The organism is Peribacillus muralis (assembly GCF_001439925.1).
Lineage (GTDB): Bacteria > Bacillota > Bacilli > Bacillales > DSM-1321 > Peribacillus > Peribacillus muralis.
Window position 1 is genome coordinate 25,549 of the sequence record NZ_LMBV01000006.1, and the last position, 15,242, is coordinate 40,790.

The 15,242-nt window shown below is 38.6% G+C and carries 13 protein-coding genes; 5 read left to right on the forward strand and 8 right to left on the reverse strand.

Annotated features, from left to right (window positions below):
- The first annotated feature begins 117 nt into the window (after positions 1 to 117).
- Positions 118 to 1,008 carry a LysR family transcriptional regulator gene (locus ASU00_RS09965; protein ID WP_057913317.1) on the forward strand — a complete coding sequence of 297 codons (891 nt, stop codon included), beginning with the start codon at positions 118 to 120 and terminating at the stop codon, positions 1,006 to 1,008.
- Between the two features lie 639 nt (positions 1,009 to 1,647).
- On the opposite strand, the gene ASU00_RS09970 is transcribed toward ASU00_RS09965, so the two are convergent.
- The 4 genes from ASU00_RS09970 to ASU00_RS09985 all read right to left on the reverse strand — a co-directional run bounded on the left by ASU00_RS09970 (position 1,648) and on the right by ASU00_RS09985 (position 7,913).
- Positions 1,648 to 4,701 carry an efflux RND transporter permease subunit gene (locus ASU00_RS09970; RefSeq protein WP_057913318.1) on the reverse strand — a complete coding sequence of 1,018 codons (3,054 nt, stop codon included), beginning with the start codon at positions 4,699 to 4,701 and terminating at the stop codon, positions 1,648 to 1,650.
- Positions 4,702 to 4,834: 133 nt separating this feature from the next.
- Positions 4,835 to 5,443: a TetR/AcrR family transcriptional regulator gene (locus ASU00_RS09975; RefSeq protein ID WP_057913319.1), complete on the reverse strand. Its 609-nt coding sequence runs from the start codon at positions 5,441 to 5,443 to the stop codon at positions 4,835 to 4,837.
- A gap of 222 nt (positions 5,444 to 5,665) precedes the next feature.
- Positions 5,666 to 6,031 carry a PqqD family protein gene (locus ASU00_RS09980; protein ID WP_057913320.1) on the reverse strand — a complete coding sequence of 122 codons (366 nt, stop codon included), beginning with the start codon at positions 6,029 to 6,031 and terminating at the stop codon, positions 5,666 to 5,668.
- Positions 6,021 to 7,913 carry an OPT family oligopeptide transporter gene (locus tag ASU00_RS09985; RefSeq protein WP_057913321.1) on the reverse strand — a complete coding sequence of 631 codons (1,893 nt, stop codon included), beginning with the start codon at positions 7,911 to 7,913 and terminating at the stop codon, positions 6,021 to 6,023. Before ASU00_RS09985 ends, ASU00_RS09980 begins: the two co-directional genes overlap by 11 nt.
- Before the next feature lie 397 nt (positions 7,914 to 8,310).
- On the opposite strand from ASU00_RS09985, the gene ASU00_RS09995 reads away from it, so the two are divergent.
- The 4 genes from ASU00_RS09995 (at position 8,311) to vanY (ending at position 12,206) form a co-directional block, all read left to right on the forward strand.
- Positions 8,311 to 8,991, forward strand: coding sequence for a cupin domain-containing protein (locus ASU00_RS09995; protein ID WP_057913323.1), 681 nt, complete (start codon positions 8,311 to 8,313; stop codon positions 8,989 to 8,991).
- Positions 8,992 to 9,428: 437 nt separating this feature from the next.
- The gene (locus ASU00_RS10000) at positions 9,429 to 10,124 is read left to right on the forward strand and encodes a response regulator transcription factor (RefSeq protein WP_057913324.1); all 696 of its coding nucleotides are present in this window, start codon (positions 9,429 to 9,431) and stop codon (positions 10,122 to 10,124) included.
- Positions 10,117 to 11,214, forward strand: coding sequence for a HAMP domain-containing sensor histidine kinase (locus tag ASU00_RS10005; RefSeq protein WP_057913504.1), 1,098 nt, complete (start codon positions 10,117 to 10,119; stop codon positions 11,212 to 11,214). The genes ASU00_RS10000 and ASU00_RS10005 overlap by 8 nt, the downstream gene beginning before the upstream one ends.
- Before the next feature lie 116 nt (positions 11,215 to 11,330).
- A complete protein-coding gene (gene vanY / locus ASU00_RS10010) occupies positions 11,331 to 12,206 on the forward strand; it encodes a VanY-A/VanY-F/VanY-M family D-Ala-D-Ala carboxypeptidase (protein ID WP_057913325.1) in 876 nt (291 codons plus the stop codon).
- A 425-nt stretch (positions 12,207 to 12,631) separates the two neighbouring features.
- Here vanY and ASU00_RS10015 read toward each other — a convergent pair whose 3' ends face one another.
- The 4 genes from ASU00_RS10015 to ASU00_RS10030 form a co-directional block, all read right to left on the reverse strand.
- Positions 12,632 to 13,078 carry a hypothetical protein gene (locus tag ASU00_RS10015; RefSeq protein ID WP_057913326.1) on the reverse strand — a complete coding sequence of 149 codons (447 nt, stop codon included), beginning with the start codon at positions 13,076 to 13,078 and terminating at the stop codon, positions 12,632 to 12,634.
- A 39-nt stretch (positions 13,079 to 13,117) separates the two neighbouring features.
- Entirely contained in the window at positions 13,118 to 13,576 is a 459-nt protein-coding gene (locus ASU00_RS10020; protein WP_057913327.1) for a flavodoxin, read from the reverse strand.
- Positions 13,577 to 13,602: 26 nt separating this feature from the next.
- Complete coding sequence (locus ASU00_RS10025) at positions 13,603 to 13,998, reverse strand: IDEAL domain-containing protein (RefSeq protein ID WP_057913328.1); 396 nt, start codon at positions 13,996 to 13,998, stop codon at positions 13,603 to 13,605.
- A gap of 346 nt (positions 13,999 to 14,344) precedes the next feature.
- Complete coding sequence (locus tag ASU00_RS10030; RefSeq protein ID WP_057913329.1) at positions 14,345 to 15,118, reverse strand: SDR family oxidoreductase; 774 nt, start codon at positions 15,116 to 15,118, stop codon at positions 14,345 to 14,347.
- Positions 15,119 to 15,242: the final 124 nt, after the last annotated feature.

Genomic DNA, 15,242 nt, shown 5'->3' on the forward strand with positions numbered 1-15,242 from the left:
ATATTCTAAAAATTTAGTATAGTACGAAATTATTATATAATTAATACATATAAATAAAAATTAGTTCTCATTTATATAAGAGTAAATTTTCACTTATAGAAAGGAAGAGAAATAAACTTGTATATTGAACAACTGATATACCTAGTAGAAGTAATCAAAACAAAATCCATTGCTGCTGCGTCTGAAAATCTGCATCTTACTCAACCTGCCATCAGTCAATCTATTACAAGCTTAGAAAAGGAACTGGGAGTTAAACTATTTGTCCGTTCTCGTCGAGGGGCAATTCCAACGGCAGAGGGCAAAATATTGGCCCATAAAGCTAGTGAAGTGCTTATGAAGTTAGAAGAATTTAACCAACAGGCTCATGCTTACAACAGCTGTATACAAGGGAGCGTCACAATCTCCTCAGTACCAGTCATGATGCCTATCGTTTTGAATTCATTATCGAAATTTAAACCCCTTTACCCAAACATCCATATTGAGGTTATAGAAAGAACTGGACCAGAAGTTATGAGAAGCCTCCAACAGAGGGAAGTTGATTTTGGCCTTATAGGTTCAAGAAACATAGAGGGGTATGAAAATCAGGCAACATTTGAATCAATAATAGATGGGAAAATACAAGTTATAGTAAGTAAAAAGTCACTTTTTTCAAGCTTTGAAACACTTTCCATTGTAGATATAAGAGACCAACTATTTGCTTTGTATAGTGGATCGCTCTATAAAGAAAGTGTAGATTTTTTGTTTCCAAACCCTGTGAAAACATTATTTCTGTCTAATAACTTTGAAATAATAAAAGAAGCTGTAGCTTCGGATTCAGCTCTTGGTCTCGTACTTGACTTTTATATTAATAATGACAGACATGTATCTAATGGAGAAATAGTCCCAATTGACCTCACTGGTCATAATGCCTTATCTCTTAAACATGGCTGGACAAAGTCCACGAATAAGCAGCTTTCAGAACACGCTTTAAAGTTTTTACAATTTATTAAAAGTGAAACTTCATCCTAATTTGCAAGATTATAAGTCTTATTTGAGATTGTATAGAGGAGTTATGCTGTAAGCGTGTCAAGAAAATTGTTCCCGACTCTTTATTTTGAAATATGAATATATTAAAACAGCTTCCGGTTTTCTAACTTTCACCCCAATAGAAACCGTTGCGGTCTGCGGCAGCGTGGATTGAACATCTCAAGATGATCTCCCCTATTAGAATACTAAAGCAACCTCATCACCTTATGTTTTTATAAAAGGGTTCTATCAAAAAGGTAAAACCAGGTGTGTGAGACTTAACAGTTAGGAAGTACGCGTCCAGGCGAGACCCCACAGGCGCATTCTCTTTGAATGATTAACAGCCATCTTTATCACCATAAATAAATAAATAAAAGAAGTTGATTATCTACATACAGTAGGCATTCAACTTCTTTCATTCTTTATTATGACTCTAACAGAACCTTGGCAAAGGCGACGAGGAGGCTTTTCGTCCGCTTCTGGATAAGCACCTGCCTTACTTTCAAAATGGAAAACCGTAGGCAAACTCAAATAGTAAAGAGTTTGTCTACAGTCTGAATCCCTGTTTAACAAGGAAGTTTTTTTTTCTGTTGTAAAAAGTCACTATAAAGCTTTAATTCTAGCATTTAGCATCATTGTTTTTTACCCTTTCATGCCTGTGCCTTCTCTTTTTGATTCTCTAAAAAAGAAAAGCTCATAAACTACAGGAACCATGATAAGGGTTAACAAGGTCGATGAGGTGAGTCCCCCAATGACAGTGACAGCTAAGCCTTTTGAAATTAAGGTTCCTGAGGATGTCGTCAACGCTAGCGGTATCAGGGCGGCAATAGTAGCCAAAGCGGTCATCAAGATTGGACGAAGTCTTGTCTTTCCAGCTTCAATCAGTGACTCCCGAATGGTAAGACCGCGATTTCTGTTTTGCCCGATACGATCGACAAGAACGATTGCATTTGTCGTGACTATTCCAATTAGCATGAGGAACCCAATCATGACACTGACGGATAACGGCTCTTTCACTATGAACAAGGAAAGAAGTGAACCGATCGGAACGAAAATGAGTGATGATAGAATAATGAACGGAATGCGCGCTTTTCCGAATGTAACTAGCATCGTTAAATATACAAGCCCGATTGCCACTATGATCGCAATCCCTAATGTTTGGAATATCTCGACGGTATCATCATTTCCACCACCGCTTGTCAACGAAACGCCTTTTGGTAAATCAAGATCTTCAACACCAGACTTTACATCTGAAGAAACAGCTTGCACATCGTCCCCTTTCACTTGTCCGGAAACACGTGCGTACACTTTACCGTCGAGCTTTTGAATGGAGGTAAACGCATCGATTTCTTTTACGTTTGCCACTTTAGAAAGTTGTACAGGGCCTTTTTTAGAAAAAATTGTGACTGCTTCTAATTCTTGTTTCGATTGAAGCTCTTTATCGAAAGACAGTTGAACCTCTTGCTGCTTATCATTTAATGTCAATGTACCAACTGTCACCGGCTTGGTTTGGTCACTGACGGTGCCGAGAATTTGGAAACCGGATAATCCATATTCACTCGACTTTTCAGGATCTATATCTATCAAGAACTGCTTTTGTTTTTCACTAAAGTTGTTTGTTACGTATTTAAGGTCATTGTTGTCTTTCATGAAGGCTTCTACTTGCTTCGATGCTTTTTGAAGAGCGTCCAAATCATTCGAGAACAGATCGACATCGACGTTGTTGTTGCTTGGAGGTCCTCCCGTCGAGAGTTCCTGAACGCTTATTTTCAAATCTTCATTCTCTTTCTTCGAGATAACCTCTATTTTTTGCTCCAAAGACTTAATTGTCTTTTCTACATTTGTATCTTCTTTTAGATTCAGAAAATAACTTGCTTTGTTTTCGAGTCTTAGACCGCTCGCAAAGTCTCTAGCCCCTACAGCAGCTGTTACTTCGGCTATTTCGGTTTGATTGCCAAGCATATCTTCTACCTTTAACGATATCTCATTCGTTTTTTCCAGAGAAGCGGATGACGGCAACTCAATTGATGTGGTCAGCGTTTTGGCTTGCTCATTCGGAATAAATGTAAAGCCAAGGGACGGAATGACCGCGAAAGAGCCAACAAGCATTACGAGAGAGACAACCAAGATTAAGGACTTATGATTCAATGATTTTTCAATTAAGCGACCATACCATCGTTGAAACGCCCCTTCTTTTTCTTCTGGCGGTACTTTCTTGAATGAAAATTTGGCCAAAATCGGAACAATCGTAATTGAAACCAGGAGAGAAGCCAATAGAGAGAAAATAATCGTTAAGGCAAATGGTAAAAAGAACTTACCAGTTATGCCGCCGACAAACCCGATTGGAAGGAACACGACTACGGTTGTAATCGTCGATGATGTTATCGCCCTCAATATTTCCTTGGTCGATTCAAGAATGACCTTATCGGACATCCCTTCTTTTGACTTGCGGACACGTCTGAATATGTTCTCGATCACCACGATACTATCATCGACAACACGTCCTACAGCAACTGCCATCCCGCCTAGGGTCATGATATTTAGCGAAATATCCAGCTGGTTGAGGAAAATCGCTGCAATTAAAAGAGATAGTGGAATCGAGACAACCGCGATAATCGTTGCACGTGCATTTCGCAAGAACACAAGGACGGCAATCGAAGCAAACAAAGCACCTAACAGACCTTCCTTCACCAAGGTGGAGACTGATTTTTCGATGTCCTTTGCTGAATCAATGCCGATTGCATAATTGATTTCACTATCGTACTTCTTCAACACATCCATGACTTGATCTGCGACTTCCACCGTATTGGCATTTTGCTTTTTGGTTATCGCCATCGACAGTGACTCTTTTTCGTTATAACGGGCTAATTCGCTTGCCTCAGTTACTGCCTCAACCTTGGCAGTATCTTTTAATGGAATTCCTTGCGTTTCGCTAGGTTGAGGTCCTTCACTAGGAGCAGGACTCTCGGAAGTCAGCAATAGACTTTCAAGCTTGGATATTGACGCTAAGCTTTCCTCCACCCGAATCGGAATTTGTTGTTCATCCTCTTTCAGTTCCCCGGCAGGAAAAGAAAGGTACTTTTCATTAATCTGATCTTTGATGCTACTAATGGAAATACCGGCTTTTTCAGCTTTTTCCTTATCCACTGTAATTTGAACGAGGTTATCTGTAAGTCCTGCAACCGATACATTGTTGATTCCTTGGATTTTATTCAATTCTGGGATTACATCGTCTTTTAGAAGAGCTTCAATATTTTCCCCATTTTTACTAAACAAAGAAATATTATAGATTGGAAAAGACCCGAATGATAATCGATTGAGCTTGATTTCCGCTTCCTCTGGAATACCTGCCTCATCAACGGCCGAATTGATTGCTTGTTCCACCTTATCCAAATCGGTGTCAAACGGGAATTCAATATTTATTATCCCGATGCTATCATACGCGGAGCTCGTCATTTTTGTTGCTCCCTCAATCGAATCCAACTGATTTTCCAGCTTTGAAATGACCTGCTCGTCGACGTCATCAGGGGAAGCACCAGGATATACGGCTTCAATCGAAATCTGTGGGAACTCAATATCAGGGAACTGATCCACCTTTAACTGAGTGAACGAGTACACCCCTCCCATGATCAACAAGAACGAAATAATAAATACGGCTACAGCATTTTTCAGACTGAATTTCGTTAGAAAATTCATCTCGAACCCCCTACATACACTAGTTATTTATATTGAGTGATGAAAAATCACTTATTTTGTTTTATCTATCAACTGATAGGTAAAGGCACAAAAAAAATTAACTTTAACAAGCTGCTTACTCAATTGGTTAAAGTTAATCTCGAATTTCAGGAAAAGACATCCCATATAAAAGGACCCTCGTATAAAGTTTTGCTTGTTCTTTCGCATGTTTTTCGGATTGTCCCTGTTCCGGACCCTTAGTAGAGATCAAATTCAGGAGCAAATAGGCGGACGGAACTGGAAAAGTCCCGAATTCAGCAGGGTTTCTTAGCTTTGCTTCTTTTATGCCTTTTTCGAAGATAGAGGCAATAGGAGCCTGATACGCATCAATCCACCACTTCTTAATTTGTTTTCGATGTTGATCTTCCATTTCAATTTCTATATCTCGGAACATTTGGCTAATGGAAGAAGGCTTATTAATCAGAATATAATACGTAACCTGATATAAACATTGCTCTAAATCATCATAACGCCTTATTATTCTCTCCAAAGCGATTTGCATTTCATATAACTCTGTGCGTAACACCTCTAAATACAGTGCTTTTTTGTTTTTGAAATGGTGATACAACGTAGGTTGGGTTAATCCGCAAACATCGGCAATTTCCCTAGTGGAAACAGCTTTATACCCAAACTCCATAAAAAGACTATGGGCAACTTTAACAATCTTATTGCTAGTTATATCCCTTTTTTCTTCGTTTAGCATTATGTAGAATCCTTTCTAAGAAACTTCTTAAAACAATTATCAACTGATAGAAGTGTATAATAATATAGATGATATGTCCAAAATAGGTGTGTTGAAAAAATCATTAATATAGCATTTTCTTGAAATAAAGAGACCATTCACTTCGCACTAAAGTGAATGGTCTCTTTTCCTTTTTTTACTAACAACATGCATATCAAGCATCAAAAAAGCTTCAACTTTTTTTCATTTTTGTTCTTCCTCATCCCATACGATCCATTCATGGACCTCAAGGATTTCCAGGAATTTCATCAACCGTGGCAAGGCAGGTTCTGCTTCCTCACCAAAATGTTCGCTCATCGCTTCGGAAATCTGTTCGACATTACATTTGTGTTCCATTTGTTTGATGGCAAATGCGCCAAACTTATCAAGCTTGATTTTACGAACTGAAGGCTGTTTAAAATAACGAATTGTCATTCGTTCCACAAAATTGGTTCTTTGGATGACTAAAAAAGTCGATTCCAAAGATCCTTGCTCCAAGGTGACCCGTCTTTCCAAAAGAGGAACCATGGTTAACAGGTTCCTCTTTTCCCTTTGGCGTTTACGAAGCATCTTCTTTTTTCCCTTTGCTGGAAACGTACCAAAGCAATCCAGCTAAAGCAAGGAATAGTAGGAATGGCAGCAAGTTGCTGGCTAATTTAGCCGCAGCGGGAACTTGGACACCAGCTGCAATCAGGATGGCAATAAGGACACCAATCAATGACTCACCTGCTATTAAACCGGATGCAAACAATACACCTCTGTCAACCCGTGCTTTAAGCGCTTCTTTCGTTTTCGCGAAGTATTCAACGAAGAAACGTATAAATCCACCAATCATGATTGGCGCACTAGTATGAACCGGCAAGTATATGCCGACTGCCACTACAAGTGAATTCAAACCGAAAAACTCTAATGTGATGGCAATCGCCGCCCCGATAAAGATAAGGGTCCAAGGTAAATCTCCTCCAAGAACTCCTTCAGCAAGAATTTTCATAAGAGCCGCTTTAGGAGCAGGTAGTTCTGCAGATCCCATCGTATAAGCGTTATCCATCAGCACCAGGATAAACCCGATGACAGATGCTGATGCAACAACACCGATCATCATCGCAACCTGTTGTTTCCAAGGAGTTCCGCCGACAATATATCCTGTTTTAAGATCTTGAGAAACATCACCTGAAACCGCAAGTGCTGTACAAATGATTGCAGCTACAGTTAAAGCGGCTACCATTCCTGTCGTACCAGTAAAACCAGTGGCTTTATAGACAATAGCTACAATCAATAGTGTAGCGATCGTCATCCCAGAAACAGGGGAAGAAGAACTTCCGACGATCCCGACAACCCTTGAAGCTACTGTCACGAATAAAAATCCAAAAATCGCAATCGCAATCGCTCCGATGATTCCTACATCCGTTATAGGTGTGAATGCGATGATTAAAATGATGAGAATTATTCCGAGCCAAACATATTTAGCAGGAATGTCTTTTTCTGTACGAATTGAACCAGCCTTAAGCTGTCCTTTATTCGCTTTTACACCTTTAAGGGTATCAATCACAGAACTGAAAAGAATCGGTAATGTTTTGATCAAGGTAATCAATCCACCAGTCGCTACCGCACCGGCACCAATATAACGTATATAATTATCCCAAATCCCCCAGGCATCCAATTCACCAATCGGTACCTCGGAAGGGAAAATGGCTGTTCCATTACTGCTGCCAAAGAAGCTGATTGCCGGAATAAGAACGACCCAAGCTAACAGTCCTCCACCTAGCATTTGACCTGAAACGCGCGGGCCAATGATATACCCAACACCCAAAAGGGAAGGGAAGGCATCAAGTCCAACGACTGCGTTTTTAAAATTCGTGATTCCCGTTTCAACTTCCGTTTTGAAAAGCTTAAACCCATCACCAAGCCCCTTAACTACACCGCCGATGACTAAACCGGCGCCGATTAGCTTGGCGCTTGTACCACCTTTTTCCCCTGACTTCAATACTTCGGCACAAGCCGTACCTTCAGGGTAAGGTAATGTTTCATGTTCTCTTACAATCAGGAGTTGTCGCAGGGGAACCATCATGAAGACTCCCAAAAATCCTCCAGTTAAAACGACGAAAATGATGAAAGCTTGACTCACGTCCATATCCCACATGAATAATGCGGGGATGGTAAATACAGCACCGGCACCAATTGCCTCACCTGCCGTGGTCATCGTTTGCACAATATTGTTCTCTAATATTGAATCCCTGCGAAAGACCCCTCTTAAGATAGCCATTGAAATGACCGCCGCGGGTATTGAAGCAGAGACAGTTAAACCAATAAGCAGGCCTAAGTATGCATTTGCTGCCCCGAAGACGATTGCAAGAATAATCCCTAGAATGATTGCAGTTGCAGTTAATTCCGGTAGAGATTTAGATGCAGAGACGTACGGGACGAATTTACTTTCTTTTGAATTGTTCGACAATTTAGCCACTTCCTATGTTAAACTTTAAAATCACAGGGAACATTATATCACTGTAATTTCAAGCAAGGCAATGGGAAAATTCTGCTTATTAAAATTTAGACTATAGGAAACATTCAAACATTTTAAAACCAATCATATCTACCTAAACATTATAAGATCCATTCTCCCTTCGTTTCATAACAAGGTTATCGGCACTTATTATCTCATTGCCTAGTTAGCTCTTTTGATTTGTAAGCTTTCCAATCGTTGCACATTAAAATATCTGCCATATCATTTTCCGAAAGGATTACGAATGAAGCAAATACGTTAACAAAAAATTGACTGGGCATTTGCACATTAAAATGAACGGTGACATAACCTGCAGAATCAAGTTTTTTATAAAAGGAATGATTCAATCATGGTTTCATATATGGACTATACGTCACCAACAACACAATTTTTTTTCGATGCCAATAATAGCAGCCTCTTTAAAAAAGATAATCAAAACTATATTAATGTAGTCGGAATCAAACAATTGAACACACTTGAAAATGTTTCTTTATTAGATATTTACCTCAGCGTCAACAATGTCATAGAACCGCATTACCATCAAAATGCCGCTGAACTCGTTTACTGTATTTCTGGTGCTGTAACCGTTTCCTTGCTGAATCCTTTCACGAAACAAATTCAGAATTATCCCCTTAAACCAGGTCAAGTGGCCAACGTTCCCCAGGGCTGGTGGCATTATGAAGTCGCTACTTCCGATAATACGCATCTTCTCGCCATTTTTAATGCACCGACACCTGAGGTCGTCCTTGGATCCGATATCTTGAAGTTGACTCCTGCAAATATTATCGCACATACGTATTGCATCGATGAAAACCAATGGAAAAAAGCAGTTGCTCCTGTACAACCAGCAACATTCATCGGACCTCCAGCCAACTGCAACCGCGGATTTGAAGAAGAAACACAGCCACAGCAATCACAAAATCCACAGCAGCCATATCCGCAATATATCAATCAGTATGATAACCATATGTACACTACCCCGGCATATAACTATCAAATACCAGCCAATCCCCAATATTATTATTATTGAAAAGCTAAAAAAATAGCGATGGAGTCCCCTTTTACCATCGCTTTTAAATACGTATCATTTTTTGTACGATCAGTCTGAATATTAACGGCGTTTCTTCTTGCTGGCTTGTTCCGTTAAGTCGCACGTTTCAATTTTCCCTTCCAATTATTTTCTGAGGAAGTTGCATTTTTCTCGAATACCAGAATCTCCATAACCAGTTAAGCGAGAAATAATGAGAGCGATTAGAAATTGCTTAAACAGCTGAATAGCAATAGTATTAATAGCAGTCGAGAAAAAAGGCCAGATCCTTGAAGTAGATAAGGATATAATGGAAAATAATAAAGAAGCACTGCATTATCGTTCATGCTAGCAATATCTTTGTTAAATAATCCGTAATTTATAGCGTTTCTTATGTCAAGAGTCATTTAAATTGTAATTTTCAATAGGAGTGGGAAGAAATGAAACGTCTTTCAATTTTAATAGCGGATGATGAGAAGGAAATTGCCGATCTTATTGCAATCCTTTTGGAAAAAGAGGGTTACCATGTAATGACAGCATCTGATGGTCAAGAAGCCCTTGATGTTACCGAGACACAAACGGTTGATTTGCTGATTCTGGATATCATGATGCCCGAAATGGATGGATATGAAGTTATCCGTCACATTCGCGAACGACATAATATGCCTGTCATATTTTTAAGTGCTAAAACCTCTGACTTCGATAAGGTACATGGACTTGTGATTGGAGCAGATGATTATATGACCAAACCATTTATCCCCATGGAATTGGTTGCCCGTGTAAACGCTCAGCTGAGGCGCTTTACGAAGCTTAATCAACCCAAAGTAGATCATAAAATGAACTTGGAATTTGGCGGGCTGGTTATTTCTCCTGATCAGCGCACCGTAAATTTATATGGTGAAAACATTGAACTTACCCCAAAAGAGTTTGATATTTTGCATTTATTGGCCAGTCATCCAAAAAAGGTTTATAGTGTGGAAAACATTTTCCAGCACGTTTGGGACCAAGCTTATTTTGAAAGTGGAAATACCGTCATGGTACATATTCGCACGTTACGAAAAAAGCTGGAAAAAAATGCACGGAAGAATATATGGATTAAAACCGTCTGGGGTGTCGGATATGCATTCAATGGCTAAAGCTGTGCGCGGTTTTCGTTCAAAGATGGTGCTATTATTCGGTTTAAGTATGCTTTTTGCTGGTATCATCACATATTCAATCTTCAAGGGACTTCAAATTTATTATCATACCTATGTCCAGTTTGGGGACAGACTGACTTTTTATCGTCAAATGATGAATGAAATTGGTGACATTAACTTCTTTTTACTAATGTTCATCCCGCTTTCAATCTTGTTTTTTTATGTGCTCACCCAGCCCTATTCGACATACTTCAATAAGATTTCAACAGGGATTCACCATCTGGCCCGAGGAGACTTCTCATATAAGGTTCAAATAAATACAAATGATGAATTCAGAGATATTGCCCAAGATATCAATTTGGCAAGCGAGAAATTGAAAGAAGCTATCGAAAGAGGAGATTTTTCGGAAAGCAGCAAAAATCAGTTGGTTGTAAATTTAGCACATGATTTACGTACGCCTCTTACGTCTGTATTAGGTTATATCGATTTGATTCTTAAAGATGAAAAATTGACTAAGGAGCAGATCACACATTATTTAACGATTGCGTTCACCAAATCACAGCGTTTAGAAAATCTTATAGATGAATTATTCGAAATAACGAGAATGAACTATGGTATGCTGCCAGTTTATAAAAAGCAAATTAACTTAGCTGACTTGCTCAACCAACTAACGGAAGAATTATACCCTGTTTTTGAGAAAAATCATTTAACCACGCGAATGAATATTCTTCCCCAATTACCTATTGTTGCTGACGGAGCCCTCTTAGCCCGCGTGTTTGAAAATCTTTTAACCAATGCAAATCGTTATGGAAGCGATGGTCAGTTTGTAGACATTAACGGCTTTATTGATTCTGGGGAATTGGTTGTTCAAGTTGTGAACTATGGAGATCCCATCCCTCAAAATGAACTGCCGCATCTTTTTGATATGTTTTATACTGGCGACAAAGCTCGAGCTCATCAAGAAGAAAGCACTGGGCTGGGCTTGTTCATTGCGAAAAATATCGTGGAGCAGCATAACGGGGCAATTAGTGCAGAAAGTAGTTTTATGCATACAGTTTTTGAAATCCGTTTACCTCAAGAAGATGTTTAAACTGATGAAGCTTACCTCCTAAAGAATTATTTAAGAAAAATTTAAGAATTACCCCACTCTTTTTTTAAAAAGTTTGTCCTATCTTATAAGAAGATAAGATCAAGGAGGAAGCTAAATTGAAAAAGTTGGGGTATTTATTGTTTTTTGTATTGAGTATCGGTTTTGTCTTCATTCATATGGCACCGCCTTTTCAAGAGAAAGTTGAGATTCAAACATATGATCAATATGAAAAAATTAAATTAGCTGATATAGGGATTCCCAAAAACATCAAGCGGAAAGAGATTCCCAAAGAACAGGTATTTCAGGGAAATCTGCTCCTAGTCAACAGAGAATTTCCTGTTCATCCAGAGAGTGAAAAGTCGGATATCGTAAATTTATTTGCAAACAAGGAATTGACAGAGGGCTACGGTTTGCTTGATGGCAAAATTGAGTTATCAAAGGATGTCGCACTTGCATTTTCGAAGATGATAAAGGCTGCTGAAAAAGAAGGGGTTCACCATTTCTTGATTAATAGTGGATACAGGGGTTTTGATAAGCAACGTGAACTCTATCTTGAAATGGGACCTGACTTTGCATTGCCTGCCGGCTATAGTGAACACAATTTGGGTTTATCTCTTGATGTAGGTTCTTCGCAAATGAAAATGAGTGAAGCAGCGGAAGGAAAATGGATAGAAAGAAATGCTTGGAAATACGGCTTTGTATTACGCTATCCAAAGGATAAAATCGATGTTACCGGAATTCAATATGAACCATGGCATATTCGCTATGTCGGTTTGCCACACAGCGCGATCATGCAAAAGAAAAATTTTGTCTTGGAGGAATATTTAGATTTCCTAAAAAAAGAAAAGTCCGCTTCTGCAAATGTTAACGGGGTAGAATATACGATTTCTTATTACCTTGTTTCTGAAAGCATGACAATTAAAGTAGCACAAAATAACCATTACAAGATCTCGGGCAACAATATAGATGGAGTAATTGTTACCGGTTATTGAATGATGAATAGTCATGAGAAAGAAAGAACGGATAAGTGTCCTTTTCATGTTCATAGCTGAAAGTAAAATTATATCCGGTAATGTTTTACGTTATATAATTACGGATTATCCTGCAACCCACTTACTATCGGATAATCTTCTTATACTTAAGAAGTAACATGTAAAGGATGTTCACTATCAACTTTGCCGCATCGTAACACCTTTGTGTCTTTTTTGTTAAGAGCAGCTGTTGCAAACTGTTAAGCAATCCGGTTTCAAGTAATTTTTGGGGTCTTGTATAAGGTTCTTAATTATGTTGAGGTACTCCAAACCGTCCGAAACATCATTCATGGTTGGAATATACTTATTCATTTTACCGTCCATAAGCGAGATTATCTCGATTCTTTCCGGTAATCGACCAAATGCCTTTTGACAAAATACCGAAATCATATGAATGAGTTGGTTGACCATTCTGCCACGTCAAGAGTTAAGGAAAGGTCAGTCCCTAGCTCATCAATATTCATGTGGAACTTTTCATATAAAAATAAAGGAGGATATTCATTTTTCCCAGAAGTTAAAGATTGGATTAGGTGATCCGTTATTTTGGCAAGAGCCGTATAATAATGAATCTTCGACTCAAACTGGCGTACATCCATGACTCTCCAAAGCTCATCTATCAAGTCCATAACCTTCTTGGTCGTCTGGCTTACAGGAGGAAGTTTATAATATCGACTTACAACTTGATTAACCACTAATTGAACCATCTTTCTCCAATTTTGTTGAGTAGAGATTTTCTCAATATGATAAACGTAAAATTGATAAGGACATCTTATAAAATCTTGTAAATGGTAATCCGTTAATGTGGCAATCGAAACCCGATATTCCTTCCCCATCAATTCCCTTCACTCCTCTTACTCATATGCCGTCTCATATTATATGGAAGAAACAAAACTTCTCTGAATGAACTCCTTCCCAAATTCCTGGCACTTTTTGATATCCTCATCTTCTGGGGTTAATTCTACTTTTAACCCTTCCAGGACGATATCAGCACCCCGGTCCCTTAATTTTTCATTCAAGATATCTACAGCTGCACAATAATGTGTATAGTAAGAATCGCCGGAACCAAACACGGCAGCTTTCTTTCCAGTTAGATCTACATCATCCATTTCATCATAGAAGTCTAAAAAATCATCCGGTAAATCTCCATCTCCCCACGTATATGCACCTAATAAGATTCCATCATAATCTTTAAGTAGCGAAGCTTCAGGACTATCCATTATATCTATTTTTTCGATTTCCACACCGCTTTCCGTGATTCCGCCTGCAATGAAGTCCGCCATTTCTTCTGTATTTCCACTCATACTGGCAAAAATCATAATGATTTTGGACATGATATGCTCCCCTTCCAACAATGCTATTAAGCATGCACTTCTTCGGTGTTCATTTTATTCTTAATTTCCTTTACGTTGCTCAGTTCATCAGCAAATGAAAGAAAGGACTCCCTATCATGTGCATCGAGTGCTTCGTTAATTTTAAAGCTTAAAAAGTTAATTTTCAGATTCAAATCCAATATGGAGCAAATGCTGCCCTTGGAATACAGTTCCTCAATATCTTCAACATGCATAAAAAACTGAAACTCTTCGTTAACTTCTATTAAAAAGTGCCATCCTAGGCAATCGACATATTTCCGCTCATTCGTAATTGTCCAAACATCACCTGGAAAGAACTCAATCATATGCTGGTGCTTTTGTCCCGGGCAGCAGCAGCTTACTTGATGCTGAAAGGGCTCTAATATTACATGATTTTTCTCCATAACGTATTACTCCTTCACTGACACGCATTTTTTTAATCACTGTTCTTTTTCTATTGGCTGTTTTTTGTACAGTTACCGTCTTATTCGTTAAGGTTTTTGCATCGAAATTCTTTTTATTGGAACGCGTAGGATTTTGTATGTACATTAAATGAAAATGATTATCAATTTCATTTAATATTGTATATGATAATGATTATCATTGTCAACGGTATTTCATACACTATATAACTATTTATTTTCTAACCCGGTTACTTGCATAAAAAAAACTGCCTTAAAGACAGTTCGGATTTGAAGCTATACACCCCTTCACAAAATTTTGTTACCACCAAACCCTTTAGCTTTTCATTCACCTTTTGAAACCGCCTTCCGAATGAATGATCTGACCTGTAATCCAATCTGCTTCTTCGCTCACTAGAAATTTAATCGTTTTTGCAATATCGCTCGGTTTTCCTATTCTACCGAAAGGAAACATCGGCATTAAATCCTTTTTTATTTCCTCCGTCATCCACCCCGTATCAGTTGGACCTGGATTTACCGCATTAACCGTTATGCCTAAAGGAGCTAGTTCAGCCGACAATGTAATCGTTAGAGCATCAACGGCTCCTTTTGTGGTTGCATAGGCCAATTCACCTGGCATTGGTCCTTGAAACTGCCCTGAAGTCAGATTAACTATCCTTCCACCCGATTTCTTATCAAATACTTGAGCGAATTTACTACTTAAAAGCGTAGTTGCACGAACATTTATCAGATAATGCTGATCTAATTCTTCGGCCGTTAAATTAGAATAATTGTTGTTAGTTGAGTATGCTGCATTATTGATCAAGATATCCGGGCAACCAAGTTGTTCAGAAACTTGTTTTATCAGTTGTTCAGGGGCATCGTATTGAGATAAATCCAACTCCATACATGATACCTTTATCCCCTTTGCTGTTAATTCCTCTTTTAATTTCATAGGCTCATCTAATTTCATGCTCCAAGGCATTTTTTTATCGTATTCCGTCCAATATGTGAAAAATATATGATAACCCGATTCAGCCAACTCCCTGCAAATGGCAGCCCCAATCCCTTTCAGTCGGCTTACACCCGTTATGATCGCAATTTTTCCTTTTAACTGGTCCATTGATATCCCTCCATGATCATAGTGAACTTAAGTCTCCATGTTACCTTGAGGTATATAGATAACACTGACACAACTAATATTACCATTAAATACCACTAAATTTCTTTAAATGCCATAAAAAAAA